We start from the raw sequence: 26996 nt of genomic DNA on the forward strand, positions 1-26996 counted from the left end.
GGTTCCACGCCCACATATGTGTGCCATGACCGATCGCTTCCAACTCGTATCCCCCTATCAGCCCGCCGGCGACCAGCCCCAGGCCATTCAGCGTCTTAGCGAGGGGTTCGAGGCCGGCCTTGCCGGACAGACCTTGCTGGGTGTCACGGGTTCGGGCAAAACCTTCACTATCGCCAAGGTCATCGAGCAGATACAGCGGCCGACTATCGTGCTGGCGCCAAACAAGACATTGGCGGCGCAGCTATACGGCGAATTCAAGGAGTTTTTCCCGCATAACGCGGTGGAGTACTTCGTCAGCTATTACGACTACTACCAGCCAGAGGCTTATGTAGTGTCATCGGACACCTTCATCGAGAAGGATGCTTCGATCAATGAGCATATCGAGCAGATGCGTCTGGCGGCGACCAAGGCGTTGTTGTCGCGCAAAGATTCGCTGATTGTCGCGACGGTGTCGGCGATCTACGGTCTGGGCGACCCCGAGGATTACCTTTCGCTGCGTTTGATTCTGGCGCGCGGCGAGCGCATCGAGCAGCGTGCGCTGATTCACCAATTGACCGAGCTGCAATATTCACGCAATGAGCTGGAGTTGCGGCGCGGCACATATCGTGTGCGTGGCGAGGTGATCGACGTGTTTCCGGCCGAATCGGAAACCGAGGCGTTGCGTATCGAGCTATTCGATGGCGAAGTGGAGAACCTGTCGCTATTCGATCCGCTTACCGGCGAGACCATCCGCAAGGTGCCGCGCTATACGGTATATCCCCGTACCCACTATGCGAGCACGCGCGAGAGCGTGTTGAATGCTATCGAAACGATCAAGGTCGAGCTGAAGGAGCGGCTGGAGCAGTTGTACAAGGACAACAAGCTGGTCGAGGCGCAGCGGCTGGATCAGCGCACACGCTTCGATGTCGAGATGATGGCCGAGGTGGGTTACTGCCAAGGCATCGAAAACTATTCGCGCCACCTCACTCGGCGTGGAGCCGGCGAGCCGCCGCCTACCTTGTTCGACTATCTACCCGCGGATGCCTTGCTGGTGGTCGATGAGTCGCATGTCACCATTCCGCAGCTTGGCGCGATGTACAAAGGCGACCGCTCGCGCAAAGAGACGCTGGTGGAGTTCGGTTTCCGGCTGCCTTCGGCGATGGATAATCGGCCGCTGCGCTTCGAGGAATGGGAGCAGCGCGCGCCGCGTTCGATCTATGTCTCCGCGACGCCACGGCCGTACGAGCTGGAGAAGTCCGGCGATGCGGTGGTCGAGCTGGTCGTGCGCCCGACGGGCCTGATCGATCCCGAAGTCGAGGTGCGTCCGGTACGTACTCAGGTCGACGATTTGTTGAGCGAGGTGCACAAGCGCGTGGCAATGGGCGATCGTGTCTTGGTCACGACATTGACCAAGCGGATGGCCGAGAACCTCACCGAGTATCTTGGCGAGCACAACGTGCGCGTGCGTTACCTGCACTCGGATATCGAAACAGTCGAGCGCGTGGAGATCATTCGCGACTTGCGCCTGGGTGAGTTCGACGTGCTGGTCGGCATCAATCTGCTGCGCGAGGGTCTGGATATGCCGGAGGTGTCGCTGGTGGCGATCCTCGATGCGGACAAGGAGGGCTTTCTGCGCTCGACCGGTTCGCTTATCCAGACCATGGGCCGTGCGGCGCGCAACCTGCGTGGCAAGGCGATTCTCTACGCTGACGTGGTGACCCGTTCGATGCAGGCGGCGATGGACGAGACCGCACGCCGCCGCGAAAAGCAGGTGGCCTACAACACTGAGCATGGCATCACGCCGCAGTCGGTGGTGCGGCGTATCGCCGACATCATGGAAGGGGCGCGCAGTGAAGGCAGCTCGCGCGGTCGCGGCAAGGGTTCGCGAACCAAGGCGGTGGCGGAGCAGGGCGCGGAATACCTGGCGCTAAGCGGCGATCAGGCCGCCAGCATGATGAAAAAGCTGGAGGCGCAAATGTACAAGCATGCCGAGAATCTAGAGTTCGAGGATGCGGCGAAGCTACGTGACCAAATCCACAAGCTGCGGGAACAAGCCTTGCGATGAGTGGCCCCGTCAGCCAGCTTTCTTGCACGACATTGGCAAAACAGGCTTGTGTCCGTGGCGGGAGCTTTGCTATTCTTCGCGGCTCTCGGGCGGTTAGCTCAGCGGTAGAGCACTACCTTGACATGGTAGGGGTCACAAGTTCGATCCTTGTACCGCCCACCAATACCGACGAAACGGCGCGGCCCTCGGGTTCGCGCCGTTTCTTTTTTTATTGAATCTGTTGCTTTCGGCGGGGAGAGTCATGGCCTACCTGTGGATCAAGAGTTTTCATTTGCTTTTCGTGATGGCCTGGGTGGCCACGGTGTTCTATCTGCCGCGAATTTTGGTGAATATCGCCGAAACTCGTGACGAACCGGCCGTGCAAGCACGGTTGGAGTTGATGGGGCTGCGGTTATTCCGCTTTGGACGCATCATGTTTGGCCTGGCATTTTTGTTTGGCCTCACGCTGTGGCAAGGCTGGCGGCTGTTTCCGGGTGTCTTGCCGAACTTCGGCGAGCCGGGCTGGTTGCACGCCAAGTTTGGCCTGGTGCTGCTGCTATTGGCTTACTTTATTTGGGCCGGTCGCCTGGTAAGGCGGAGCGCGCAGGGCGGGACCTTGCCCTCATCGAATACACTGCGCTTGCTCAACGAGCTGCCGATCCTGTTGTTGCTGGCGGTGATTTACCTGGTGCTGGCCAAGCCATTCTAAGAGTTGCACAAGCACAGTTTGGGTTAGACTGCGTCGCTATACCGTCCATCAGAGGCAAGGTGGCCCGCGCTTTGCGCCGGTCGAGTGTGTGACATGGCAACTACGTACTCTCACCACTGATTCTGTCGTGCCTCAGGCTATTTGAGGGGCGCGTAGCGCCCTTTGTGTTTTTTAGAGAAACGTTTCCATGATTGAAATCACGCTACCCGACGGCAGCAAACGCCCGTTCGATCATCCCGTTACCGTGCAAGACGTGGCTGCCTCCATTGGCGCCGGTCTGGCCAAGGCGACCTTGGCTGGCAAGGTGGATGGCGCACTGGTCGATGCCAGTTACTCCATCGATCACAACGCCAGTCTTGAGATCGTTACCGAGAAAAGCCCCGAGGCGCTGGAAATTCTGCGCCACTCCACCGCGCATTTGCTGGCGCAAGCGGTGCAGCGTCTGTATCCGGGTGCGCAGGTCACCATCGGTCCGGTGATCGACAACGGCTTCTTCTACGACTTTGCTTACGAGCGCCCGTTTACCCCCGACGATCTGCTGAAGATCGAAGCGGAGATGGAAAAGATCGTCAGAGAGCAGTTGCCGGTGTCGCGCAGCGTGAAGTCGCGCGATGAGGCGGTGGCGTTCTTCCGCGGGCTCGGTGAGGCTTACAAGGCCGAGATCATCGAAAGCATTCCGGCTAACGAGGCGCTGTCGCTGTATACGCAGGGCGAGTTCACCGACTTGTGTCGTGGCCCGCATGTGCCCAACACCGGCAAGCTGCGCGCGTTCAAGCTGATGAAGGTGGCTGGCGCCTATTGGCGTGGCGACTCCAATAACGCGATGTTGACCCGCATCTACGGTACTGCCTGGCTTAACGACAAAGACCTCAAGGCTTACCTGCTTCAGTTGGAAGAGGCCGAAAAGCGCGATCACCGCAAGATCGGCAAGGCTCTGGATCTGTTTCATCAGCAGGAAGAAGCGCCAGGCATGGTGTTCTGGCACCCGAACGGCTGGGCGATCTGGCAGGTTGTGGAGCAGTACGTGCGTAACGTGTACCGCACCAGTGGCTACCAGGAGGTGCGCGGCCCGCAGATCATGGACGTGAGTCTGTGGAAGAAATCGGGGCACTGGGATAACTACCAGGAGAACATGTTCTTCACTGAGTCGGAGAAGCGCACCTATGCGCTGAAGCCGATGAATTGCCCGGGTCATATCCAGATTTACAACACCAGCCTGCATAGCTATCGCGATTTGCCGGTGCGCTACGGCGAGTTCGGTGGCTGCCACCGCAATGAGCCATCCGGTGCGCTGCACGGCATCATGCGAGTGCGCGCGTTCACCCAGGACGACGGCCATATCTTCTGCACCGAGCAGCAGATCGAGTCCGAGGTGACTGCCTTCCATGCTCAGGCGATGAAGGTGTACAGCGATTTCGGTTTTGCCGATATCGCACTGAAGATCGCGCTGCGCCCGGACAAGCGTATCGGCAGCGATGAGGTGTGGGATCGCACCGAGAATGCCTTGCGCGCCGCATTGCAGAGTGTCGGCGTGGCTTGGGAGGAACTGCCGGGCGAGGGTGCCTTCTACGGCCCCAAGATCGAGTACCACATGAAAGATTCGATCGGCCGTGCCTGGCAGGTCGGCACCATGCAGGTGGACCCGATGATGCCCGAGCGCCTTGGCGCCGAGTACGTCGACGAACACAGCCAGCGCCAGCACCCGGTGATGCTGCATCGGGCCATTGTGGGCTCGATGGAGCGTTTCATTGGTATCCTGATCGAGCATCACGCAGGCCTGCTGCCAGCTTGGCTGGCGCCAGTGCAGGCGATGGTGTTCAGTATTACGGACGCGCAGGCCGGTTATGCTGGCGAAGTGGCGCAAGCCCTTGTCGATAAAGGCTTCCGCGTAAAGGCCGATTTGCGCAACGAAAAGGTCGGCTATAAAATCCGCGAGCACACGTTACAAAAAGTGCCTTACCTGCTTGTGGTCGGTGACCGCGAGAAGGAGGCGGGGGCCGTTTCAGTGCGTACCCGTTCCGGTGAAGATCTGGGCAGCATGCCGCTGGCCGCCTTCATGGAGCGTCTGGAGACCGAAAGCCGGCGCTAATCGCCGAACGGTCGTCATCAATTTCTTCTGGAGGATAGTGGTATCGCAACCACCGACAACAAGGGCAATCGCCGTAATCTCGAAATCCGCGTCCCGCGCGTACGCGTGATTGGCGCTGATGCAGAGCAGCTAGGCATTCTCACCCGTGACGAGGCCTTGCGCCTGGCCGAAGAGGTCGGCATGGATCTGGTTGAGATCCAGCCCAACGGCGATCCGCCGGTCTGCCGCATCATGGACTACGGCAAGTTCAAGTTCGAAACCCAGAAGAAGGCCCAGGCGGCCAAGAAGAAGCAAAAGCAGGTCGAAATCAAGGAAGTGAAGTTCCGTCCGGTAACGGATGTGGGCGACTACCAGATCAAGCTGCGCAATATGCTTCGCTTCCTTGAGGAGGGTGACAAGGTCAAAGTCACCATTCGCTTCCGCGGTCGCGAGATGTCGCATCAGGATCTGGGCCAGAATCTGGCTAGAAAGATCCAGGAAGACATTGGCGAGAGCGGTCAAGTCGAGTCGTTCCCGCGTCTCGAAGGCCGTCAGATGGTCATGATGATCGGACCGAAGAAAAAGCAGTAAAGCTAATGGCAGCCTTCGGGCTGCCGTTTGGTTTTGGGCTGCCAACCCGCTTATCCAGGGTGATGTCTCCCCGCCAGGGGAGGGCCTTGCTGCATTAATTGCTGGCGTTTACGTGGGTTCCCCCGTACAATCGCCGGTTCGACCCCTATGGACGGGTCGTGAACCGATCCCGGCAGGACGGAAAGTGTGGCTTTAAGGAGCCACCGCCAGATCAGTCAGAAACCGGGGGTTATTCCCCACCTATGGAGCATTTCCATGCCCAAGATCAAGACCAACCGGGCGGCGGCGAAGCGTTTTCGCAAAACCGCATCCGGCAAAATCAAATGCGGTCACGCCTTCAAGTCACACATCCTGACCAAGAAGTCGACCAAGCGTAAGCGCGGCCTGCGTGCTACGAATCATCTCAAAGCTTGCGACACCAAGGGTGTAGCTCGCATGTTGCCGTACTTGTAAGGCGGGGAGATAAACCATGGCTCGTGTAAAGCGCGGTGTTACCGCTCGTCGTCGTCACAAGAAAATCATCGGTCGTGCAAAGGGCTATTACAATGCCCGCCGCAAGGTCTTCCGCGTTGCTAACCAGGCCGTCATCAAGGCTGGTCAGTACGCTTATATCGGTCGTAAGCAGCGCAAGCGTCAGTTCCGCGCGTTGTGGATCGTGCGTATCAATGCTGCCGCCCGTCAGTTCGGTCTGTCCTACAGCCGTCTCATCAACGGTTTGGCCAAGGCCGGCATCACGGTCGACCGCAAAGTGCTGGCGGACATCGCCGTGCACGACATCAAGGCGTTTGGCGCGATTGCAGAGAAGGCCAAGGCCAGTCTGGCCGCTTGACCGTCCGGTGCGTCGCGTTTAGTTAAGCGCCGCGCCAGATTAAAGATGTAAAGCAAGCGGGGAGGAGGCCACAGCCTCCTCCCCGTTTTTGTTTGTGGACCTCAGCCGGAATCGCACTGATGGACGACCTGGAAAGCCGCGTTACCCAAGCGTTGGCCGAGATCGAAAAAGCAGACACGCTGGTTGCGCTCGATGCGCTGCGCGTGAGTCTGCTTGGCAAGAGCGGCATCGTTACCGCCGCATTGAAGGCGCTCGGTGCCTTGGCTCCAGATGAGCGTAAGGCACGCGGCGCCGAGGTGAATCGGGTCAAGGATCACCTTGCCGATGCGCTAACCGCGCGCAAGCACACGCTCGAACAAGCCGAGCTGGATCGCCGCCTGGCTTCGGAGAAGCTCGATATCAGCTTGCCTGGTCGTGATGGCGAGCGCGGCGGTATCCACCCGATCACGCGCACCTTGGAGCGCATCGCCGCGATCTTCGCGCGGCTGGGCTACCAGCGCGCCGATGGCCCGGAGATCGAAGACGATTGGCATAACTTCGAGGCGCTGAATTTTCCGCCGCATCACCCGGCGCGGGCCATGCACGACACCTTCTATTTTGGCGATGGACGCTTGCTGCGCACGCATACCTCACCGGTGCAGATTCGTTCGATGCAGGGGCGGCAGCCGCCGATTCGCGTCATTGCGCCGGGCAAGGTTTATCGCAGCGATTCAGATCAAACCCATTCGCCGATGTTCCATCAGATCGAGGGGCTACTGGTTGACGAGACCTCCAGCTTCGCCGATTTGAAAGGCACGCTGGCCGAGTTCATTCGCGCCTTTTTCGAGCGTGATTTCGAGATGCGTTTTCGCCCCAGCTACTTCCCTTTCACCGAGCCATCGGCCGAAGTGGATATTCGCTGGGACGCAGAAGACGGCTCTACTCGTTGGTTGGAGGTGCTTGGCTGCGGCATGGTGCATCCGAACGTGCTGAAGAACTGCGGCATCGACCCGGAGCGTTACACCGGCTTTGCCTTTGGTCTTGGTGTCGAGCGATTCGCGATGCTGCGCTACGGTGTTTCCGATCTGCGCGCGTTCTTCGAGAATGACCTGCGTTTCTTGAAGCAGTTTGCTTGATGGCGGTGAATCGTCAATCGGGAGTGGCAAGCCGGCAACGCCAGTGCATCGCGGCTTGCGGTTTTCTCACCCCTTGTTTCCATTCCCTATTCCCGGCTTCCCAACATGAAATTCTCTGAGAACTGGTTACGTGAGTTAGTCGAGGTCAAGGCCGATCGCGCCGCGCTGGCGCATGCGCTGACCATGGCAGGGCTGGAAGTAGAAGAGTTGACTGTGCTGGGTGAAGGCCTGGCCGGTGTGGTGGTGGCTGAAATCATTGCCGCCGAAAAACATCCCGAAGCGGATCGCTTGCAGGTGTGCAAGGTCGATACGGGGCGGGGCGAGTTGTTGCAGATTGTGTGCGGTGCGCCGAATGCACGCGTCGGCATCAAGGTACCGTTGGCCACCGTAGGTGCGAACCTTCCGGGCGGCATGGCCATCAAGGCGGCCAAGCTGCGTGGAGTGGAATCGTTCGGCATGCTGTGTTCGGCGAAAGAGCTGGGTATCGATAACGATGCTTCCGGCTTGCTGGAGTTGCCGGCAGAGGCCACGGTCGGCCAGTCGCTGGCCGACTATCTTGGTTTGCCCGATGCCAGCATCGAACTGAAACTCACGCCCAATCGCCCCGACTGCCTTGGCCTGGTGGGTCTGGCCCATGACGTCGCGGCGCTGTTCGGCAGCACGGTGAAGGTGCCGGCACAGGCGGACATCACTGTCACCAGTGAGGCGCGCCGTGGTATCCGGCTTGAGGCGGGTGCCGATGCCCCACGCTACCTCGGCCGTATCGTCGAGGGTATCGACCCGGCCGCGCGCACGCCGTTGTGGCTTGCCGAGCGGCTGCGTCGTGCAGGTTTGCGTCCGATCAGTGCGGTGGTCGATATCACCAATTACGTGATGCTGGAGCTTGGCCAGCCGATGCATGCCTTCGACAACGATAAGTTGCAGGGCGACATCGTGGTGCGGCATGCCCGCGCTGGCGAGACCTTGAAACTGCTGGACGGCAGCGAAGCCAAGTTGGATGCCGGCTTCGTCTTGATCGCCGATGAGCACCATCCGCTAGCCGTAGCGGGCGTGATGGGCGGCTTTGATTCCCGCGTTACCGACGCCACGCAGCATATTTTCTTGGAGTCCGCACACTTTGCGCCGGCGGCGATCATGGGGCGCGCGCGCAAGCTAGGCATGCACACCGATGCTTCGCATCGCTTTGAGCGCGGCGTGGACCCGGAGCTGCCACGCCGTGCGCTAGAGCGCGCCACAGAATTGCTGCTGTCTATTGCCGGTGGCAAGGCCGGACCGGTACTGATCGCCGAGAATCTGGCTGACCTGCCACCACCAGCCGCGGTCATCCTGCGTCGCGCACGTCTTAAGCGCGTACTAGGCGTGGATGTGGCCGACGTAGAAGTAGTGCGCATTTTCACGGCGCTGGGTATGAAGGTTGAGTCGTTGGCGGATGGCTGGCGTATCACAGCGCCAAGCAGCCGTTTCGACATCGAGCGCGAAGAGGACCTGATCGAAGAGGTTGCACGCATCTTCGGTTACGACAACATTCCAACGTATACCCCTGCCGGGGCGCTGACCCTGGCGATTGAGCCGGAAGGTCGCCTCAATGAGTTGGCGGTGCGCGAACAACTGGCGGCACGCGGCTATTACGAGGCGGTGAATCTTTCCTTTGTCTCGATGGAGCTGCTTACGCAGTGGGGTTTCAGCGAGCACTTGGTGCCGCTGCTCAATCCGCTTTCAGCGGACTTGGCGGTCATGCGTCCCTCGCTGCTGCCGGGTTTGATCGAGGCCTTGCGCCACAACAGCGCACGTCAGCAAGAGCGCGTGCGCTTGTTCGAGTTGGCTCGCGTGTTTGGTGAAACCGAAACGCCCAGTCTGGCCATCGTCGCCAGCGGTGCTGCGCGTGCGGAGCAATGGGGCGAGCCGGCCCGCATGCTGGACTTTCATGATCTCAAGGGCGACCTTGATGCGTTGATCGCCTGGGGCGGTGAGCCGCAACGCTGGTCGGTGCACGCCGACGGCTTGCCGAGCTGGTTGCACCCAGGGCGTGCGGCACGTGTGGCGCGGGATGGCGGCACGGTCGGTTATCTCGGCGCCTTACATCCGCAACTGGCCAGGGCGCTCGATCTGGGTCCCGATGTGCACGTGCTTGAGCTGGCTTTGGAGCCGCTGTTGGCCCGCCGTCTGCCCAGGGCGCTACCCGTACCGCGCTACCCTTCGGTGCGTCGCGATATCGCCATGGATTTACCGGAAGAGGTGAGCTGGGTCCAGGTCGAGCATGCCGTGCGTGGCAGCCTTGGCGGTTTGCTCAAGGAGCTGCGGCTGTTTGACCGCTACAGCGGCAAAGGGGTCGAGGCGGGCCGAAAAAGTCTCGCTATGGGCTTGATTTTACAGGACGCTTCACGCACCCTTACCGACGTTGACGCCGACCAATGCGTAGGGGAAGCGGTCGCTGCGTTGGAGAAAGCATGCAAGGCAAGATTGCGAGGATGACATGGCGCTGACCAAGGCGGAGATGGCAGAGCGCCTTTTCCTCGAGGTGGGTCTCAACAAGCGTGAAGCGAAGGAATTCGTGGATGCTTATTTTGAGGTGATCCGCGAAGCGTTGGAAAAAGGCGAGCAGGTGAAGTTGTCCGGTTTCGGCAATTTCGACCTGCGCGAGAAGAACCAGCGGCCGGGGCGCAACCCCAAAACCGGTGAGGAGATTCCGATCTCCGCCCGGCGAGTAGTGACGTTCCGACCAGGTCAGAAACTCAAGGTGAGAGTCGAGGGCTATGCTGGATCAAGGGAATAACACCGAACTACCCGCTATCCCGGCCAAGCGCTATTTCACCATTGGTGAAGTCAGCGACTTGTGTGGGGTGAAGCCGCACGTGCTGCGCTACTGGGAGCAAGAGTTCCCGGCGCTCAATCCGGTCAAGCGGCGCGGTAACCGCCGTTATTACCAGCGCCACGACGTGCTGATGATTCGGCAGATCCGCTCGTTGCTGTATGACGAGGGTTTCACCATCACCGGTGCCCGTGCCCGGCTGGAAGGCCCGCAGGCGCGGATGGAAGCAAGCATCTCGCATCAAATCGTGCGCCAGGTGCGCATGGAGTTGGAAGAAGTTTTAGGGCTATTGCGGCGCTGAATACGGCTCGCTTTAAAAGATAGCTTCCGAAGTTGTCGCGCGAGCTGTTAAACTCGCCGACTTGCCGTATCGTCGGGGCGTAGCGCAGCCTGGTAGCGCATCTGCCTGGGGGGCAGAGGGTCGTGGGTTCGAATCCCGCCGCCCCGACCAATTCGGAACCCGAGCAACTCGGGGCATAAATAAGAAACGGCGCCGATGGCGCCGTTTTGCATTTCGGGGCCAGGCAATGGCACATAGACGGTTGGCTCCCGGATCGGTTGACCCTTTTGTCACCCCGTTATTTCCTTCGTTTAAGCCGCCCATGGCTAGATGAACTCAGAGCCATCAGGCGAGCAGCGCCCCACTGGCGCCGCGGCCGAGCGTGAGTAGGATGCGCATCACGGACAGCGAGGGGCGCTCTCCGATGATGCAATCCAACCTGACTTAATCTGATCCGAGGGGAATCCATGATGAAGCTGAAATCCACGCTAGTCGCCGCCGTGCTGCTTGCTGCAAGTTTGACGGTTGGTGCCGCGCAGGCTGCCGATACCAAATGGCAAAAAAATCACCCGCGTCGCGAACAGGTCAATAACCGGCTGCAGAACCAGAATAAGCGTATTCACCAAGAGGTGAAGGAAGGCGATCTGACCAAGGCACAAGCGGCCAGCTTGCACAAGGACGATCGGCAGATCCGCCAGGAAGAGCGCGATATGGCCAGCCAGAACCACGGCCATATCACCAAACAGGAACAGCGCACGTTGAATCAGCAGGAAAACCAGGCCAGCAAGCAGATTGGGAAATAAGGAAGGGCGGGGAATGGGAATAGGGAACGGGGAACGTGAAGTTTGAGTGGCTACTGGGCGCCGCGTTCATTTTGATCTTGACGTGTTTTTGCTCTTGCTTTTTCGCTTCTGCTTTTTAGGCCGTTCCCCGTTCCCCGTTCCTCAATACAGCACCCGGCTCCGCAACGTGCCGGGGATCGCAGCGAGTTGGTCTTTGAGCAAGACGGCCTGTGCTTCGGTCGTCGACACATCGATGACGACGTAGCCGACTTGCGGATCGGTTTGCAGGAACTGCGCATCGATATTGATATTGCCGGCGGAAAACAGCTCGTTAATGCGCGACAGCATGCCCGGCACGTTCTTGTGGATATGCAACAGGCGGCGACTGTTCGGATGCTCTGGTAGCGACACCTCAGGGAAGTTCACTGCCGACAGCGTCGAGCCGTTATCGCTATAGCGCACCAGTTTGTTAGCCACCTCGATACCGATATTGTCCTGCGCTTCCAGCGTGCTGCCGCCGATGTGCGGGGTGAGAATCACGTTGTCCATGCCGACCAGTGGCGAAACGAAGGCGTCGTCGTTGCCCTTCGGCTCGATCGGGAACACGTCCACGGCCGCGCCAGCCAAATGGCCGCTGCGCAGCGCGGCGGCAAGTGCATCGATATCCACCACGCTGCCGCGCGAGGCGTTAATCAGCATGGCTCCAGAGCGCATACGCGCAATCTCGCTTGCGCCGATCATCATCTGCGTGGCGGGCGTTTCGGGGACATGCAGAGTTACCACGTCGGCACGTTCGAGCAGATCGTTAAGCCCTGCGGACGCACGTGCGTTGCCTAGCGACAGCTTCGATTCGATGTCGTGGAAGATCACCCGCATGCCGAGGCCTTCGGCCAGCACACCGACCTGGGTGCCGATATGGCCGTAGCCGACGATGCCAAGCACTTTGTCGCGAGTCTCAAAGCTGCCGGCGGCTGATTTGGTCCAGCCGCCACGGTGGCAAAGGGCGTTTTTCTGCGGAATGCCGCGCAATAACATGATCGCCTCGGCAATCACCAGCTCGGCCACGCTGCGGGTATTGGAGTAGGGCGCGTTGAACACCGGGATGCCGAGCCGCCGGGCCGCTTCCAGGTCCACCTGGTTGGTGCCGATGCAAAAGCAACCTACCGCGATCAGCCGCTTTGCCTGCGCCAATACCTCGCCGGTCAGGTGCGTGCGCGAGCGGATGCCGACGAGGTGAGCATCGGCGATGCGTGCTTTGAGCTCCGCCTCGGGCAGGGATTTTTCGTGGAATTCGATTTGGCTGTAACCGGCGCGCCGGAAATTTTCCACGGCGTTTTGACTGACCCCCTCCAGCAGCAGGACTTTGATGTCTTGTTTGGGAAAGGAGGTTTTCATGCCGGCCGCCGCTGATTGGAGGGCCATCACTATGCCAGATGTTTTGCCTTTTGCGGCGGCGCACCACTAGACCGCAACGCCTGCGACTGGCAGGCTGCGCTCATGTCTTGTGGAGCTGTCATGACCGATGCCCGTCTCGCCGAACTTATCGGCCGGTTGCCCAACTTGCGCCTGCTTACCGAGCCGGGGGATCTCGAACACTACGGTCGGGACTGGACCCGGCGCTGGACGCCGGCGCCGTTGGCTATTGCCTTGCCGGCAAGCATCGACGAAGTGCAGGCGATCATTCGCTGGGCCAATGCGCACCACGTCGCCATCGTGCCTTCCGGTGGTCGCACTGGGCTTTCCGGCGGGGCGGTGGCAGCGCAAGGTGAGCTGGTACTCAGCCTGGAGCGGATGAATCGCGTAATGGCTTTCGATGCAGTGGATCGCACACTGACCGTGCAATCAGGTATCACCTTGCAGGCAGTACACGATGCGTCACACGCCCATGGCTTGATCTACCCAGTGGATTTCGCGGCGCGTGGCTCGTGTTCCATCGGCGGCAATATCGCCACCAATGCCGGCGGTATCCGCGTCATTCGCTATGGCAATACGCGCGAATGGATCGCCGGACTCAAAGTGATCGCCGGCAATGGCGAACTGCTGGAGCTCAATCGCGGCCTTATCAAGAATTCCAGCGGCTATGACTTGCGCCAGTTGATGATCGGTTCGGAAGGCACCTTGGGTGTGGTGGTGGAGGCAACGCTCCGGCTTACCGATCCGCCGCCGCCATCCCAGGTGATGTTGTTGGCGCTGCCGGATATGGACGCCTTGATGCAGGTTTTTGCGGTGTTTCGCGAGAAATTGTCCTTACAGGCTTTTGAATTTTTCACTGATGTCGCCCAGCGTCATGTACTGGCACATGGTGCGCAGCGTGCCATCGACGGCGACTACCCGTACTACGTGGTGACCGAATTCGATGCCATCGACGAGCAGGCGATGGAGGCGGCGCTGGCCGCGTTTGAACACTGCGTCGAACAAGGCTGGGCCAGCGACGGTGTGATTGCACAGAGCGAAGCGCAGGCAGCGGCTTTGTGGCGGTTGCGTGAAGGCATTACCGAAAGCCTCGCGCCGCATCGTCCGTACAAGAACGATATTTCGGTGCGGATCGCTGCCGTGCCGGCTTTTCTGCAGGAAATGCAGGAGTTGCTGGCGCGCGAGTACCCGCATTTCGACGTGGTCTGGTTTGGTCATATCGGCGATGGCAACCTGCACATCAATGTGCTCAAGCCGGATGCGTTGGCCGATGCCGAGTTCATCAGTCAATGCGAACACGTGACCAAGCTGCTCGCAGAGACGCTGCATCGTCACGGCGGCAGTATCTCGGCCGAGCACGGTATCGGGCTGGTCAAGCGCGCCTATCTGGAAAGCACCCGCAGCGCGGCGGAAATTGCGCTGATGCGTGGTGTGCGCCAGGTCTTCGATCCTAATGGCGTGCTGAATCCGGGCAAGTTGTTTTAATCGCCGACAAGCAGGGTGACATGACGTCCATGCTAGCCTTTGCGGCCCTTATCGCCACTTGAGGAGCGCCAGGCATGGCCGAGGACCGTCGTTCGCTATACCCCGAGATCGAGCCGTTCGACAGCGGCATGCTCGCGGTTTCGCCGTTGCATACGTTGTACTACGAGCAGAGCGGCAACCCTCATGGCAAGCCGGTGGTGTTTCTGCATGGCGGCCCCGGTGGTGGGACCAACCCCAAATGCCGGCGTTTCTTTGATCCGGCGGTCTACCGTATTGTGCTGTTCGATCAGCGCGGCTGCGGTAAATCCACTCCGCACGCGGAACTCACCGACAACACCACTTGGGATCTGGTGGCGGATATTGAGCGCCTGCGCGAGCATCTGAGCATCCAGCGCTGGCAGGTGTTTGGCGGTTCGTGGGGTTCGACCCTGGCGCTTGCATATGCGCAGACTCATCCAGACAAAGTCACCGAACTGGTTCTGCGCGGCATTTTCATGCTGCGTCGCTGGGAATTGGAATGGTTTTATCAAAAGGGCTGCGACGCGCTTTATCCCGACGCGTGGGAAACCTATCTCAGCGTGATTCCTGAAGCGGAGCGCGGCGACCTGATGAGTGCCTACCATCGACGCCTCACCAGCAGCGATGCGAAAACCCGTGTCGATGCGGCTCGCGCATGGTCGGTGTGGGAGGGTGCCACCAGTTATTTGTATCAAGACACCGCGCACATTGTTTCCAGTGGCGAAGACGAATTTGCCTTGGCCTTTGCGCGCATCGAATGCCATTACTTCGTGCATGGCGGCTTCTTCGAGCATGACGACCAGCTACTGCGTCATGTCGAGCGTATTCGGCAAATTCCCGCAGTGATCGTGCAAGGGCGTTACGACGTGGTCTGTCCGATGCGCAGTGCCTGGGATTTGCACCGCGCCTGGCCGCAGGCCGATCTGCGCGTGGTGCAGGATGCCGGCCATTCGGCGTTCGAGCCGGGCATTATCCATGAGCTGATCGAGGCGACGGATCGCTTTCGTCGCTGAGTCGACGATAGTGAGCTACGGCGGGCGAGCGCCGATTTACTCGGTGCTCGGTAGCTGCTTGGTCCCGAAAATCTTGTCGCCGGCATCGCCAAGGCCCGGCAAGATGTAGCCGTGTTCATTGAGCCGCTGATCGATCGATGCCGTGTAGATTTCGATATCCGGGTGAGTGGCGATGACCCGTTCGATACCTTCGGGCGCGGCAACCAGAAATAGCCCCTTGATGCGTTTGCAGCCGGCGGCTTTGAGCATGTCCACGGTGGCGATCAAGGTACCGGCCGTGGCCAGCATCGGGTCGACGATCAAGGCGATGCGCTCATCCATGCGCCCACTGAGCTTTTCGTAATAAGCGACCGGCTTGAGCGTTACCTCGTCGCGCTGCACGCCCACCACGCTGACCTTGGCGGCGGGAATCATATCGAGTACGCCAGGCAACATGCCAAGGCCGGCGCGCAGAATCGGCACGATGGTGATTTTTTTGCCCTTGATCTGCTGGACATCCAGTGGTCCGGCCCAGCCCTCGATACGCTGCTCGATGGTTTCCAGATCCTTGGTGGCCTCATAGGTAAGCAGAGCGGCGACCTCGGAGGCCAATTCGCGAAAATCTTTAGTGCTGATACCGGCGCGACGCATCAAGCCGAGCTTGTGTTGAATCAGCGGGTGGCGGACTTCGACGATTTTCATGGCTGGACCTGTCAACAAGGCAGGTCAGATTGTGACTCAGCATCGATGTTCCGGGCGAGCGAATCGATGCGGGCAATGAGATAAGGCAGGCAAGTCGAAGTAGAGAAAGGGGGTGCCGAGGACAAGCCAAGGCGCGGCACCCCGCCAAGCTACGCGTGCCGATTTACGGCGTAGCCGGGGCTGCTTTGAGGCAGTCGCTCATAAAGCTCTTGCGTGCAGCGCCCTTCAATGCCTTGGTTTTGGCATCGACGTTACAGCTCTTCATTCTTTCTTGTGGCGTCTGCTTGGTCGCTGGCGCGGCCGCCGTTGCGGTGGGGCTTTCACCCTTCATGCAGGCGCTCATAAAGGCTTTGTGATCGGCGCCCTTGTGGCCTGCGGACTGCTTGTTGCAGTCGGCCATATGCTGCTGTGCCGGGGTGAGTACTTTCGTGGCCGTGGGTGCGGCAGTGCTCGCGGCTTGCGGTGCAGCAAAAGCGGTAGTGGCAGCTAAGGCCAGCACGGCGCTGACGGCAATCAAGCTCAAACGCATAGACATGACGGATACCCTCCTGAGATAGCCGGCGACTGCCGGTGGCGCTAAGTCTATGCCGGCTGAGGCCCGACATGTGTGTCTTTGACGTATGCCGTATTCAGATTGGGGAAGGGTAGGGGGAGGCCGCGGAGACGCCTGATCGGCGCCTCCGCGGCCGATGCCTTCAGGCTGCTTCGGCCTTGAGCTTGCGCGGCCCTTGCAACAGCGCCTTGCGCAGGTGTTCCACCACCAGGTCCACTTCGGCGCTGGTCACGTTGAAGTGCGGAGTGAAGCGCAGCGAGTTAGTGCCGCCATGGATCACCCCGATGCCGCGCTCGCGCATGTATTCCTCGGTGGAGTTGGCGCCGTAGCACTTGAACTCCGGCGATAACTCGCAGGAGAACAGCAGGCCGGTGCCTTGCACCTTGGTGATGAGTCCGCCCAATTCATTCTTTAGTGCGTTGAGCTTGTCGACGAACTCTTTGCCACGCTCACGGATATTGCTGCGCACGGCGTCGGTGAGCTGATCCAGGGTGGCCAGCGCCACGTCGAGCGCGCGCGGGTTGGCGGTCATGGTGTTGCCGTAGATGCCCTTGCGATAAAGCGCGGCGGTACGTTCGCTCACAGCCAGCACCGACATCGGGTATTGCCCGGCGTTAAGTGCTTTGGAGAAGGTCTCCATGTCCGGCGCCGGCAATTTCTCGAAGCCTGGATAGTCGGTCAGCGAAAGCACACCATGTGCGCGCAAGCCAGCCTGGATCGAATCGATCAGCAGCAAGGTGCCGTGTGCTTCGGTGAGCGTACGCGCGGCTTTGTAGAACTCCGGCGTGACGGCTCGGCCCGGATCGCCTTCGCCCATCACCGGCTCAAGGAACATCGCTTCGATAAACCAGCCGTGCTTGTCGGCATCGGCGAACACCGCTTCGAGTTGGCCGATGTCATACGGCGTCACGGTGAGCAAGGTGTCTTCGTGGCGATAGCTGGCCAGATGCTGCTGATAGGTTTTGCGGGTGGAGTCCGAATACAGCGCGGGCTTGTCGGTGCGGCCGTGGAAGGCGCCCTTCACAGCGAGCCGCTTGATGCTGCGTCCGGCATAGCGGCCACCGGCGTCGGTCATGATCTTCGCGTTGACATCGGCGATGCGGCAGGCCAGCGATACCGACTCTGAGCCGGAGTTAAGGCACAGGTAGCGCGCATACGGATTGCGACTGCGCAGATCGCCTTCGCGGTTGCGGCCAAGCTCTTTATTCAACGCTTGCGCGAAACGCAGTTGCGAAACACTCGGCGTCATCACGTTCGCCATTACCTGCGGCTGGCTCATCGCCGTTTGAATGGCTTCATTGTTATGGCCGAAGCCAAGCATGCCGTAGCCGCCGTTGTCGTGAATGACCGCGCCCTTTAGCGTGATGACCCAGGGGCCGCGCGCAGCGGCCGGCAAATAATGATTTACTGCATCGTCGGGATAAAAGTTGACGAAGCCGGCTTGCGCCTGCGCCATCTGCTCGACTTCGTCCAGCTTGAGAAAGTCACTCAAGTCGGCGCGCAAGGCGCGATGCCGTGCTACGGCTTCACTAATCGCTTGCGCCAGTTGGGGATAGCTGGCGGCAAAGCGTTCGATGGATACGTCATCCATACCTGTAGTACGCGGCGTACCGCCGAATTCGCGCAGTTCGCGCAACTGTTCGATGACACCCATGATGGCTCCTCCTAAAAGTCTGCATGCCTGTCGCCCGGCAGGCCGGTGCGAACACGTTATGTTTTAGCGATACATGCGGGAAACGCGCCCCGACGGCGTTTCTCGGGCCTGTTCGTTCAGGCGGGTCGTGCATCAGACCTGTGGGGGCTAAGGATGCGGCGACGATGGCACTGAGGATAACTCGCCCGCGCCGCCGCCGGTACCCCAGGTGACGCTTGTCACCCCCGTCGACTGACGCTGGCGACTACGCGCAAAGCCTTGCCAGGCCTAGCCTGATGAACAAGGAGGAAACACCATGTCAAACCATGTCGCACCAATCGCCCGGCTTGCCGGAGCAATCAAGCACTACGGTTCACTCACCGCGCTGGATGGGCTGGATCTCATGTTGCATCGCGGCGAATTGCTCGCTTTGTTGGGACCAAACGGCGCCGGGAAAAGTACCGCGATCAGTTTGTTGCTTGGCTTGATTCGTGCCGATGCAGGCACGGTCGAGTTATTCGGGCTCGATCCGCAGCAACTCGTGGCGCGCCGCCGCATTGGCGTGATGCTGCAGGCGGCCAGCTTGCCGCCGACCCTGCGTGTCGAGGAGTTATTGCGGCTGACCGCCAGCTATTACCCGGCACCGCGCGCGCTGCTTGAAAGCGCCGAATTGGCCGGGATCGGTGATCTGCTCAAACGGCCCTACGCAAAACTTTCCGGCGGGCAACAGCGGCGCGTGCAGTTCGCCATGGCTTTATGTGGACGGCCTGAGTTGCTGTTTCTCGACGAGCCGACCGTGGGCATGGATATCGAGGCAAGGCAAAAACTATGGACAACGATCCGTCAACTGGTAGCCGAAGGCTGCGCGGTGGTACTTACTACGCACTATCTGGAAGAGGCCGAAGCCCTGGCGGATCGCGTTTGTGTGATGGCGCGCGGCAAAGTCATTAGCGAGGGCAGTGTGGATGAGTTGCGCGCGCGGGTATCGCTCAAGCGAGTGCGCTGCGTCACGCGCCTGGATGTGCAAGCCGTGGCAGCGTGGCCAGAAGTGGTCGAGGCGCGGCAAGAAGGTTCACGCCTGTGGATGTCCACCGATGCCGCTGAAGTACTCGTACGCCGGCTGTTGTTGGCAGATGCGCAACTCAGCGAACTGGAGGTGCAGCGTGCCGGTTTGGCCGAAGCTTTCACTGAACTCACCCGCGAAGCCGACAGTTCGGTCAGCGATCAACGCGAGGCTGCCTGATGAACACCATCGTTTCCACCTTCGATTCGAGTCACGCCGTGGCCGACATGTCATCGCGCCGTGTATGGGGCGCCTACCTGGAGGAGGCACGCAGTGAATGCCTGCGCTATCTGCGCAGTCCGGGTTTTCTACTGCCGACGCTGTTGTTTCCTTCAGTGTTTTATCTGATGTTCGGCATCTTTCTGGGCCATGCCAACGGACCCGATGCACCGCGCTATTTGCTGGCTTCTTATGGAACCTTCGGCGTGATGGCGCCAGGGCTGTTCGGTTTTGGTGTGTCGCTGGCGTTAGAGCGCGATAGCGGTTTGCTGACACTTAAGCGCGCCCTGCCGATGCCGCCTGGCGCCTATCTGCTGGGCAAAATGGCGATGGCCATGGTGGTGGCTGCTACTGTGTCGATCTTGCTGCTGAGCATGGCGACCTTTCTGGCGCATGCTTCGTTGACACTGTCGCAGATGTTGTCACTGTTCGTGACCGATCTGTTGGGTGTGCTGCCATTCTGTGCGCTGGGCTTGCTGCTGGGCACCTTAATCAAAGGGCAAGGTGCGCCGGGACTGGTCAACATGATTTACCTGCCGATGGCCTTCCTGTCGGGGTTGTGGTTTCCGCTTTCGATGATGCCCGCCTTACTGCAGCAGTTGGCACCGATATGGCCTAGCTACCACCTCAATCAGCTTGCGCTTAGCGCGGTAGGTTTGGGGCAGGGCCCGGTATGGCCACATGTGCTGGCGCTAAGCGGTTATACCGTGGTCCTGGTGTGGCTGGCTGCGCGCCGCTTGCGTCGATACGGCTGAGGGGTAGCATGCGGACCATGAATACTGCATCCAGACTGTTCCGCGCATGGTTTACCCCGGCGCCAGATTCCGAAGCGCTTACCAACATACGGCGCGGCAAATCGCCGTGGGTCGATGCAGTGCACTTGCTTTGGTCGGCATGGGTGTTCATCACGCCGGCTTTCGGTGAGCACTACAGTTGGGGATGGGTCACATTGACCCTGGTTTCTTATCCGCTGTTTTTGTTGTTGTATGCGAAGGTTTTTCTCGTATCGCGGCGTACCTCGAAGTATTACGCACTGGCTCTGGCGGCCCTGGGCTTGCTGTTGCTGCCGTGGTACTCCAGCGCAGTCAGTTATTTCATTTACGGCTGTGTACTGCTGCGCGACTGCAGGGTAAGTCTTCGTCGATACCTGTTGCAGCTATCACTGCTCAATGGCTGTTTTCTGGTAGTGGCGGCATCAGTCGGTTACCCATGGCAAGTGCTGGTGATGATGCCGTTCATGACCTTCGTCATCGGCACGATCATCACCGTGGAGCGGGTGAATGAGGAGAAGGACGCCGCGCTCAAGCTTTCTCATGACGAGGTACGCCGACTTGCCGCGACTGCCGAGCGCGAGCGCATTGGTCGTGACTTGCACGATCTGCTGGGCCATACGCTGTCGTTGATTACCCTCAAGCTGGAGCTGTCGCGCAAGCTGTTCGACCGTGATACCGAGGCGGCGCGGCGCGAGGTGGAGGAGGCCGAAAAAGTGGCCCGTCACGCGCTTGCCGAAGTGCGCTCCGCCGTCACTGGCATTCGCGCTACCGACCTGGCCGCTGAGTTGGCTTCCGTGCGTTTGTTGCTGGAATCCTCAAGCGTACATTTGGATTATCGGCTGCCGACATTGAGTTTGCCGGTGGAGATCGAGCGCGGGCTGTCGTTGATTATGCGCGAGGCGGCAACCAACATCGCTCGTCATGCAGAGGCAAGTCAGGCCAGCATGAGCGTGGATGTCGACAATGGTCGGGTGCAATTGCAAGTCACCGACAACGGTCGCGGCGGTGTCAGCGAGGATGGCAACGGCCTGGTCGGCATGCGTGAGCGAGTACGCGCCTTGGGCGGCACGCTGACCATCGAATCGCCTCGCGGTCAGGGCACGACCCTGCAAGTCCAGCTACCGCTTCCCGAAATGCGAAGCCTGAACGTATCCATGAATAGCCGTCCAGAAAATTTTCCGATCTCCCCGGCCGATGATGCAAGGAGCATCGCATGATCCGAGTGTTGCTGGCCGAAGACCAGGCGATGGTGCGTGGCGCCTTGTCGGCATTGCTCAACCTGGAGTCGGATATCGAGGTACTCGGTACCGCCGCCGATGGCGAAGCGGCCTGGCGCGAAATACAGCGATTGAAGCCCGATGTACTGGTTACCGATATCGAGATGCCGGGCTTGACCGGGCTGGAGTTGGCGCAGCGCATTCAACGACAAGAGTTGCCGATCAAAGTCATTATCGTGACTACGTTCGCACGGCCGGGGTTTCTAAGGCGCGCTTTGGATAGCGGGGTATCGGGCTATCTATTGAAGGATGCCCCGGCCGAGAACCTTGCGGAAGCCTTGCGCACCGTGCAGCGTGGCGGTCGAGCGATTGATCCGCAGCTAGCCTTGGAGGCGTGGTCAGAAGCCGACCCGTTGAATGATCGAGAGCGCCAGGTATTGCGTCTGGCCGGTGAAGGTATGTCGGCCAGCGATATCGCGACCCATTTCAATCTTTCGCATGGCACCGTGCGTAATTATCTGTCGGAGGCGATCGGCAAACTCGGTGTGGCCAATCGCATCGAAGCCTATCGATTGGCGCGGCAGAAAGGCTGGCTATAGCGACACATCAGCGAGGCCTCTTTGCATTTTCGTTACGTTAAAGGGGCATCATGAATCGCTACTTGTCATCACGATCGCAGCTCAAAGCTCGGCTACGCAGTGGATTTCTCCGCGTTTGCCTGCTGGCATGTTTCGCAGCTCAGGCGCATGCACAAAGCAGCACGGCCAACGTTACTGTCGACTTTACTCAGCCGGGCATGTCGACCTCGTCGTGGTCGCTCGGCGCCACCATTTCCACCTATGCCGACGGCGGCAGCAATCTCATCAAGGGGGCTGCCCAGCCGCTGTGGCAGCAATACCTGCAAGATCTCGGTCCCCTGGTCTGGCGTATTCCGCTGTACTACCACGCAGGGCAGGTGGGCTCTTCTGCCGGTGGCATTCACGGGGGCAACGAGGGTGAGGCTTATATTCGAGCGATCAAGGCGATAGGCGGTGCGCCGATGATCGCTATCGGCGGCACGACCAGCGACAACGACATTCAAGCGTCCGATGCCTTCGATCTTGTTCACTATTTCAACGATGGCGATGGCCAGCATGGCGGCCCGGTGGATGCCTACATCGTTGGCAACGAGCCGGATAACGGTTTCGGTCTCGGCAATTACATTGCAGGCGGCAACGGCAGCTCCGGGTTCCATGCCATTGTGGCGGGACTGCGTCAGGCTACGACGCGTCAGCTCTCCATTGCGGGCCCGGCATTCACCACGTGGGCGTCCTACAAATACGCCGATTTCCAGACGTTTTTCGCTGCCGACAACACAGACGTCGACATCGTGGATTTCCACAAGTATGGCGACGGGCAGCCGGACGCCAATTTGCAGCGCACCGGGCAGTATGAAGACGGCATCAACTGGTTGCGCAATCAGGTGACACTGAATTTTGCCGGCCGCGCCAGCCAGATAGGTTTTCAAGTCGGCGAGTTCAACTACAACTCTTACTACGGCTCGCAGTGGCGCAACGCGTTCTACACCTCACGCAATCTGGTGCATACCGCATCGGTGATCGGCCACGTGTTGCGTGCGGGCGGCAGGGCCTATCAATACGCCGATAACAACGGCCCGCTGGGCTTGATTACCGACGGCACTTCGCGCAATGACCAGCCGCAGGGCCAGAACATTCGCCTGCCGGCTTATTGGGGAGTGTCGGTTTGGAGTGGCGGGGCCTGGACGCGTCGATTCGGTCAAGTCATGGTGGCAGCCTCGACGACGCTGCCGGATGTCGAGGTGTTCGCCACTGATAACGCCAAAAAGATCGTTCTGATAAATAAGTCCGTCGATACGGATCGCCACGCGGTATTGGCATTGACGGGCAGTGACAGCGGCACTTACTCAGCCTGGCAATATGTGCGCGGCATGGACCCAGGCGCTTTCATGGCGGGACCACAGTTTCAGCCGCCGCTGAATATCGTTTCGAGCATACCTTTTGCACAGGGTGGTTTAGAGGTCGATCTGCCATGGATGAGTGTCGTGGTTATCACCATAGATTAAGACGCGAAAAATAATTTTAAATAATGCTTGCAAGCAATGCTGGGTCGAAGTAATGTTCGCGTCCTCGCTCACCTGAGCGAATAACCAAGAGATGAAACCCCATGTCGTTCGTTTTCGCCATTGCAGCTAAACCCAATATGTCGCGCCAGGCGTGCGATGCGGGTCTGTTTGCGCCAAGCGAACGGCATGATTTAGTTAGCGACGTTTCATTACTCGACTGATCCTCTCGCGGAGATCGGTCACCCCGATCTCCCGAGGCAACGCGAACGCCCTCGGGTCGCCATACCCGGGGGCGTTTTGTTTTGTCTTCGATAAAGGCACGCGTTCGCAGGGGATGGCATGGATCGAAGAACGTTTACGAATCCGGTTCTGGGAGTAACCACTCCGCCCTGAAGTATCCGGCTGTCCGCACAGCCAAGGCAGGGGCATCAGGGTGCTTCGGTGCGAGTGGTGCGGGAACAGGGTTTACAAGGTATTTGGGCGCTCGCGCTCATAGGGATTGCCGGTTGGCGACAGCCGGTAATACGGAGCATCAGTTTGAACAGACTCAGCGGTACAGGCTCTTGGCCTGTCCGGTGCGCGCGGCTGTGCCGTGGCGTATGCCGAGGCCTGCGAGACGGTGTTTCGCGATGACGTTAGCTCAGCGGTAGAGCGGCAATCTTACGGTTGCAGTCGCCGGTTCGACTCCGGTACGTCAAACATTGGATAGCTCAGTGGGTAGAGCATCGGACTGTTAATCCGACTGTCGCGGGTTCGACCCCCGCTCCAAACATGACCTGTCACGTCATGACCAGGAACGAAAGTTCCACACCAGGAAACGCCTCGTGCGTTGCAGGGCGCGTACATAAAGGAAGCGCGTGCCCTGCAAAGCAGCGCTATTGTCGCCGGATTTTTGTTGTAGATACGGGCGGGTGAGTATCGAATGTGAGGCATAGCGTAATAGTGCGATGCCTGACGGGAAATATGAGCCTCCCCGCGAAAACCACATGGGTTTCGCGACTTTATCGTCAAGAGGCGTTTCCACCTTATTTATCTTTGCGAATAACACCGTGAGATCGGTTTATTCGTAAGGCGAAGTATTGCCTTATTTATGGATTTAATTCATTGCGTGGAAACGATCCGGCCATGTAATGAAATACCTTACGGGTCGACCACCCAGAATAACCAAGGAGTATCGCCATGTTCTGGAGCAAGCAAATCGTGATTGGCGACGGCGAGCGCGGTTTGCTGTATCGCAACCGTCGCTTCGAGCGCGTCCTGGTCGCGGGCGTGTACCGCTATTTTGATCCGGGTAACCAGTTGATGCTGAACGTGCACGACATCGCGCGGCCCGAGTACAGCGGCGGCGACGCCGATGTGTTGATGGCGCAGATGGGCGGCGCGAAGGTCCATCCGTCATTGATGGGGAACTTTGTCGTCGCCGATATCGGTACGCGCCAGGTGGGCCTGGTGCTGAAGAACGGCAAGCTGGAAGACGTACTCATGCCGGGTACCCGCAAGCTGTACTGGAAGGCGCTGGTATCGGTGGAGGTGCAGGCCGTGCCGCTGGCTGAAACGCCTGAGGTCGAGGCTGCAGTGGCTAGCCGTCTGCGTCAGCTAGGGGTGCTGAGCAAGATCGCCGTGACGGTCGACGTGCCGGTGGAGTCCGCTGGGCTGTTGTTTGTCGATGGTCAGTTGCGGCGCACGCTGACACCGGGTGCTTATGCGTTCTGGAATTTTCAGAAGAACGTGACCATCGAGGTGATCGACTTGCGCGTGCAGTCGCTGGAGGTCTCAGGTCAGGAGTTGTTGACGCGCGACAAGGTGAGTTTGCGGGTAAACCTGGCCGCCAGCTTGCGCGTGACCGATCCGGTCGCCGCACGAACGCGCGTGGTCAAGTACGCCGACTATCTGTACCGCGAGCTGCAATATGGCCTGCGTAAGGCCGTCTCGGCCAAGACGCTGGACGAGCTGCTGGGTGACAAGGTCTCGCTGGATGCGGACATTTTCGCTTATGTGCGTGGTCGTGTCGGCGAGTTGGGTCTGGAGGTGCTCGGCGTGGGTGTCAAGGACGTGATCCTGCCCGGCGAGATGAGGGACATTCTCAACAGCGTGGTGCAGGCGGAAAAGTCGGCGCAGGCCCAGGTGATTCGCCGTCGCGAAGAGGCGAACGCGACCCGCTCCCTGCTCAACACCGCCAAGTTGATCGAGGGTAGCCCGGTGCTGATGCGCCTGAAGGAGCTGGAGGCCTTGGAGAAGGTCACCGAGAAGATTGGCAAGCTGACGGTGTTCGGGGGCCTGGATGGCGTACTGAAGCAGTTGGTGAGCTTGAAGACGTAATATGCGATGCGGCTGGATGGAGTTAGCCGCATCGCGCACCACCAAGGAAGAACATCATGAGTACAGAGCATTACGAGTTGTTGCACGCCGAAGGCACCACTACGCCGATCAAGGGCTGGGTGCACGGCGTGCCGCTGGAAGAACAAGCACATCGGCAGTTGCAGAATATGGCCGCACTGCCATTCGTCGGCCCGTGGATTGCGGTGATGCCGGACGTGCATCTGGGCAAGGGCGCGACGGTGGGTTCGGTCGTGCCTACACGCGGGGCGATTATCCCGGCGGCCGTCGGTGTCGATATCGGCTGCGGCATGGCTGCGGTGCGTACCACGCTGCGGGCGAAAGATTTGCCGGACAATCTGGCGCAGTTGCGTTCGTCGATCGAGCGTGGCGTGCCGGTAGGCAATGGCCCCGGTGGCGATCATCGCCGGATGCCCGACAGCATCGAGACACGGCTGACGCAATCGGGCCTGGTGCAGCAGTTGGAGGCGATCAAGGCCAGGCACCGCAAGATCCGTACTGACAAGGTCGACCGGCAGATCGGCACGCTGGGCGGGGGCAATCACTTCATCGAAATCTGCCTCGACGAGTCGGATGCAGTGTGGGTAATGTTGCACTCCGGCTCGCGTGGCACGGGCAATATGATCGGCACTTACTTTATCGAGCGGGCGCGCGAGGAGTTGGCGCGTCGGGTGCTGGGGTTTCATCTGCCTGACAAAGATCTGGCGTTTTTCATGGAAGGTGAGCCGCTGTTTGATGATTACGTCGAGGCGGTGAGTTGGGCTCAGGATTACGCCAGGCACAACCGTGAGGCGATGATGTCGCGGGTATTGCACGAGATGCGTCATCGCCTGCCGTCGTTTCAGCTAGAGAAGATGGCGGTCAATTGCCATCACAACTACGTGCAGCGCGAGACCCATTACGGCGAGTCGCTACTGGTCACCCGCAAGGGTGCGGTCAGTGCGCGCGAGGGTGAATTGGGCATTATTCCGGGCAGCATGGGCACGTGCAGCTACATCGTGCGTGGTAAGGGCAACCCGGATAGCTTCCATAGCTGCAGTCACGGCGCCGGCCGGGTGATGAGCCGTACGGCAGCCAGGCAGAACATCACCCTGAAGCAGCATCGCGAGGCAACGGCTCATGTCGAGTGCCGCAAGGACGCCTCGGTGATCGACGAGTCTCCGGCAGCCTATAAGTCGATCGATGCAGTGATGGCGGCGCAGACCGATTTGGTCGAAGTGCTGCATACCTTGCGTCAGGTGGTTTGCGTGAAGGGTTGAGGTATCCACTGCAATCTTTGATAGGGGGCGGGGTAGGGGGCGG

General features: G+C 59.7%; 24 protein-coding genes and 2 tRNA genes. 22 read left to right on the top strand and 4 right to left on the bottom strand.

What is annotated here, in order from left to right; all coding sequences use genetic code 11:
• The first annotated feature begins 25 nt into the window (after positions 1-25).
• The 13 genes from uvrB to DVJ77_RS06335 all read left to right on the top strand — a co-directional run bounded on the left by uvrB (position 26) and on the right by DVJ77_RS06335 (position 11227).
• On the top strand, positions 26-2044 hold the full coding sequence (gene uvrB / locus DVJ77_RS06275; protein WP_114844599.1) for an excinuclease ABC subunit UvrB: 2019 nt from the start codon (positions 26-28) through the stop codon (positions 2042-2044).
• A gap of 87 nt (positions 2045-2131) precedes the next feature.
• Positions 2132-2206: transfer RNA gene (locus DVJ77_RS06280), tRNA-Val, on the top strand.
• A 79-nt stretch (positions 2207-2285) separates the two neighbouring features.
• On the top strand, positions 2286-2732 hold the full coding sequence (locus tag DVJ77_RS06285) for a CopD family protein (protein ID WP_114844600.1): 447 nt from the start codon (positions 2286-2288) through the stop codon (positions 2730-2732).
• Between the two features lie 187 nt (positions 2733-2919).
• A complete protein-coding gene (thrS, locus tag DVJ77_RS06290) occupies positions 2920-4821 on the top strand; it encodes a threonine--tRNA ligase (protein ID WP_114844601.1) in 1902 nt (633 codons plus the stop codon).
• Positions 4822-4848: 27 nt separating this feature from the next.
• On the top strand, positions 4849-5391 hold the full coding sequence (gene infC, locus DVJ77_RS06295; protein WP_114844602.1) for a translation initiation factor IF-3: 543 nt from the start codon (positions 4849-4851) through the stop codon (positions 5389-5391).
• Positions 5392-5646: 255 nt separating this feature from the next.
• On the top strand, positions 5647-5844 hold the full coding sequence (gene rpmI / locus DVJ77_RS06300; RefSeq protein ID WP_114844603.1) for a 50S ribosomal protein L35: 198 nt from the start codon (positions 5647-5649) through the stop codon (positions 5842-5844).
• 16 nt (positions 5845-5860) lie between these two features.
• Positions 5861-6220 carry a 50S ribosomal protein L20 gene (gene rplT / locus DVJ77_RS06305; protein ID WP_017463630.1) on the top strand — a complete coding sequence of 120 codons (360 nt, stop codon included), beginning with the start codon at positions 5861-5863 and terminating at the stop codon, positions 6218-6220.
• Positions 6221-6339: 119 nt separating this feature from the next.
• The gene (gene pheS / locus DVJ77_RS06310; protein WP_114844604.1) at positions 6340-7335 is read left to right on the top strand and encodes a phenylalanine--tRNA ligase subunit alpha; all 996 of its coding nucleotides are present in this window, start codon (positions 6340-6342) and stop codon (positions 7333-7335) included.
• Positions 7336-7440: 105 nt separating this feature from the next.
• Entirely contained in the window at positions 7441-9807 is a 2367-nt protein-coding gene (gene pheT, locus DVJ77_RS06315) for a phenylalanine--tRNA ligase subunit beta (protein ID WP_114844605.1), read from the top strand.
• A gap of 1 nt (position 9808) precedes the next feature.
• Positions 9809-10108: an integration host factor subunit alpha gene (ihfA, locus tag DVJ77_RS06320; protein WP_114844606.1), complete on the top strand. Its 300-nt coding sequence runs from the start codon at positions 9809-9811 to the stop codon at positions 10106-10108.
• Positions 10089-10445, top strand: a complete 357-nt coding sequence (locus tag DVJ77_RS06325; RefSeq protein WP_114844607.1) for a MerR family transcriptional regulator — start codon at positions 10089-10091, stop codon at positions 10443-10445. Before ihfA ends, DVJ77_RS06325 begins: the two co-directional genes overlap by 20 nt.
• 73 nt (positions 10446-10518) lie before the next feature.
• A tRNA-Pro gene (locus tag DVJ77_RS06330) sits at positions 10519-10595 on the top strand.
• A 296-nt stretch (positions 10596-10891) separates the two neighbouring features.
• Positions 10892-11227, top strand: coding sequence for a hypothetical protein (locus DVJ77_RS06335; RefSeq protein WP_225427847.1), 336 nt, complete (start codon positions 10892-10894; stop codon positions 11225-11227).
• Between the two features lie 141 nt (positions 11228-11368).
• On the opposite strand, the gene serA is transcribed toward DVJ77_RS06335, so the two are convergent.
• The gene (serA, locus tag DVJ77_RS06340) at positions 11369-12601 is read right to left on the bottom strand and encodes a phosphoglycerate dehydrogenase (protein WP_114844760.1); all 1233 of its coding nucleotides are present in this window, start codon (positions 12599-12601) and stop codon (positions 11369-11371) included.
• Between the two features lie 120 nt (positions 12602-12721).
• Between serA and DVJ77_RS06345 the strand changes: the two genes are divergently transcribed.
• Together DVJ77_RS06345 and pip are read left to right on the top strand one after the other, a co-directional pair.
• Positions 12722-14104, top strand: coding sequence for an FAD-binding oxidoreductase (locus DVJ77_RS06345; protein ID WP_114844609.1), 1383 nt, complete (start codon positions 12722-12724; stop codon positions 14102-14104).
• A 74-nt stretch (positions 14105-14178) separates the two neighbouring features.
• Positions 14179-15135: a prolyl aminopeptidase gene (pip, locus tag DVJ77_RS06350; protein WP_114844610.1), complete on the top strand. Its 957-nt coding sequence runs from the start codon at positions 14179-14181 to the stop codon at positions 15133-15135.
• A 36-nt stretch (positions 15136-15171) separates the two neighbouring features.
• Here pip and upp read toward each other — a convergent pair whose 3' ends face one another.
• From upp to DVJ77_RS06365, 3 genes are all read right to left on the bottom strand, one after another.
• The gene (gene upp / locus DVJ77_RS06355; protein WP_114844611.1) at positions 15172-15816 is read right to left on the bottom strand and encodes a uracil phosphoribosyltransferase; all 645 of its coding nucleotides are present in this window, start codon (positions 15814-15816) and stop codon (positions 15172-15174) included.
• Positions 15817-15979: 163 nt separating this feature from the next.
• Complete coding sequence (locus tag DVJ77_RS06360; protein WP_114844612.1) at positions 15980-16351, bottom strand: PsiF family protein; 372 nt, start codon at positions 16349-16351, stop codon at positions 15980-15982.
• 160 nt (positions 16352-16511) lie between these two features.
• The gene (locus tag DVJ77_RS06365; protein WP_114844613.1) at positions 16512-18023 is read right to left on the bottom strand and encodes an aminotransferase class III-fold pyridoxal phosphate-dependent enzyme; all 1512 of its coding nucleotides are present in this window, start codon (positions 18021-18023) and stop codon (positions 16512-16514) included.
• A gap of 295 nt (positions 18024-18318) precedes the next feature.
• On the opposite strand from DVJ77_RS06365, the gene DVJ77_RS06370 reads away from it, so the two are divergent.
• The 7 genes from DVJ77_RS06370 to DVJ77_RS06410 all read left to right on the top strand — a co-directional run bounded on the left by DVJ77_RS06370 (position 18319) and on the right by DVJ77_RS06410 (position 26953).
• On the top strand, positions 18319-19245 hold the full coding sequence (locus DVJ77_RS06370; RefSeq protein ID WP_114844614.1) for an ABC transporter ATP-binding protein: 927 nt from the start codon (positions 18319-18321) through the stop codon (positions 19243-19245).
• Positions 19245-20039, top strand: coding sequence for an ABC transporter permease (locus tag DVJ77_RS06375; protein WP_225427848.1), 795 nt, complete (start codon positions 19245-19247; stop codon positions 20037-20039). The genes DVJ77_RS06370 and DVJ77_RS06375 overlap by 1 nt, the downstream gene beginning before the upstream one ends.
• A gap of 17 nt (positions 20040-20056) precedes the next feature.
• On the top strand, positions 20057-21274 hold the full coding sequence (locus tag DVJ77_RS06380; RefSeq protein ID WP_114844762.1) for a sensor histidine kinase: 1218 nt from the start codon (positions 20057-20059) through the stop codon (positions 21272-21274).
• On the top strand, positions 21271-21873 hold the full coding sequence (locus DVJ77_RS06385) for a response regulator transcription factor (protein ID WP_114844615.1): 603 nt from the start codon (positions 21271-21273) through the stop codon (positions 21871-21873). Before DVJ77_RS06380 ends, DVJ77_RS06385 begins: the two co-directional genes overlap by 4 nt.
• Positions 21874-21923: 50 nt before the next feature.
• A complete protein-coding gene (locus tag DVJ77_RS06390; RefSeq protein ID WP_114844616.1) occupies positions 21924-23357 on the top strand; it encodes a hypothetical protein in 1434 nt (477 codons plus the stop codon).
• A 1179-nt stretch (positions 23358-24536) separates the two neighbouring features.
• Positions 24537-25676, top strand: coding sequence for a slipin family protein (locus DVJ77_RS06405; RefSeq protein WP_114844617.1), 1140 nt, complete (start codon positions 24537-24539; stop codon positions 25674-25676).
• Positions 25677-25732: 56 nt separating this feature from the next.
• Complete coding sequence (locus DVJ77_RS06410) at positions 25733-26953, top strand: RtcB family protein (protein ID WP_114844618.1); 1221 nt, start codon at positions 25733-25735, stop codon at positions 26951-26953.
• Positions 26954-26996: the final 43 nt, after the last annotated feature.

Source organism: Dyella tabacisoli, assembly GCF_003350925.1.
Classification (GTDB): domain Bacteria; phylum Pseudomonadota; class Gammaproteobacteria; order Xanthomonadales; family Rhodanobacteraceae; genus Dyella_C; species Dyella_C tabacisoli.

Excerpts from the sequence above, each read along its gene's own strand:
- uvrB (WP_114844599.1), top strand. The coding sequence starts at position 26 with ATGACCGATCGCTTCCAACTCGTATCCCCCTATCAGCCCGCCGGCGAC.
- DVJ77_RS06285 (WP_114844600.1), top strand. The coding sequence starts at position 2,286 with ATGGCCTACCTGTGGATCAAGAGTTTTCATTTGCTTTTCGTGATGGCC.
- thrS (WP_114844601.1), top strand. The coding sequence starts at position 2,920 with ATGATTGAAATCACGCTACCCGACGGCAGCAAACGCCCGTTCGATCAT.
- rpmI (WP_114844603.1), top strand. The coding sequence starts at position 5,647 with ATGCCCAAGATCAAGACCAACCGGGCGGCGGCGAAGCGTTTTCGCAAA.
- rplT (WP_017463630.1), top strand. The coding sequence starts at position 5,861 with ATGGCTCGTGTAAAGCGCGGTGTTACCGCTCGTCGTCGTCACAAGAAA.
- pheS (WP_114844604.1), top strand. The coding sequence starts at position 6,340 with ATGGACGACCTGGAAAGCCGCGTTACCCAAGCGTTGGCCGAGATCGAA.
- pheT (WP_114844605.1), top strand. The coding sequence starts at position 7,441 with ATGAAATTCTCTGAGAACTGGTTACGTGAGTTAGTCGAGGTCAAGGCC.
- ihfA (WP_114844606.1), top strand. The coding sequence starts at position 9,809 with ATGGCGCTGACCAAGGCGGAGATGGCAGAGCGCCTTTTCCTCGAGGTG.
- DVJ77_RS06325 (WP_114844607.1), top strand. The coding sequence starts at position 10,089 with ATGCTGGATCAAGGGAATAACACCGAACTACCCGCTATCCCGGCCAAG.
- DVJ77_RS06335 (WP_225427847.1), top strand. The coding sequence starts at position 10,892 with ATGATGAAGCTGAAATCCACGCTAGTCGCCGCCGTGCTGCTTGCTGCA.
- serA (WP_114844760.1), bottom strand. The coding sequence starts at position 12,601 with ATGAAAACCTCCTTTCCCAAACAAGACATCAAAGTCCTGCTGCTGGAG.
- DVJ77_RS06345 (WP_114844609.1), top strand. The coding sequence starts at position 12,722 with ATGACCGATGCCCGTCTCGCCGAACTTATCGGCCGGTTGCCCAACTTG.
- pip (WP_114844610.1), top strand. The coding sequence starts at position 14,179 with ATGGCCGAGGACCGTCGTTCGCTATACCCCGAGATCGAGCCGTTCGAC.
- upp (WP_114844611.1), bottom strand. The coding sequence starts at position 15,816 with ATGAAAATCGTCGAAGTCCGCCACCCGCTGATTCAACACAAGCTCGGC.
- DVJ77_RS06360 (WP_114844612.1), bottom strand. The coding sequence starts at position 16,351 with ATGTCTATGCGTTTGAGCTTGATTGCCGTCAGCGCCGTGCTGGCCTTA.
- DVJ77_RS06365 (WP_114844613.1), bottom strand. The coding sequence starts at position 18,023 with ATGGGTGTCATCGAACAGTTGCGCGAACTGCGCGAATTCGGCGGTACG.
- DVJ77_RS06370 (WP_114844614.1), top strand. The coding sequence starts at position 18,319 with ATGTCAAACCATGTCGCACCAATCGCCCGGCTTGCCGGAGCAATCAAG.
- DVJ77_RS06375 (WP_225427848.1), top strand. The coding sequence starts at position 19,245 with ATGAACACCATCGTTTCCACCTTCGATTCGAGTCACGCCGTGGCCGAC.
- DVJ77_RS06380 (WP_114844762.1), top strand. The coding sequence starts at position 20,057 with ATGAATACTGCATCCAGACTGTTCCGCGCATGGTTTACCCCGGCGCCA.
- DVJ77_RS06385 (WP_114844615.1), top strand. The coding sequence starts at position 21,271 with ATGATCCGAGTGTTGCTGGCCGAAGACCAGGCGATGGTGCGTGGCGCC.
- DVJ77_RS06390 (WP_114844616.1), top strand. The coding sequence starts at position 21,924 with ATGAATCGCTACTTGTCATCACGATCGCAGCTCAAAGCTCGGCTACGC.
- DVJ77_RS06405 (WP_114844617.1), top strand. The coding sequence starts at position 24,537 with ATGTTCTGGAGCAAGCAAATCGTGATTGGCGACGGCGAGCGCGGTTTG.
- DVJ77_RS06410 (WP_114844618.1), top strand. The coding sequence starts at position 25,733 with ATGAGTACAGAGCATTACGAGTTGTTGCACGCCGAAGGCACCACTACG.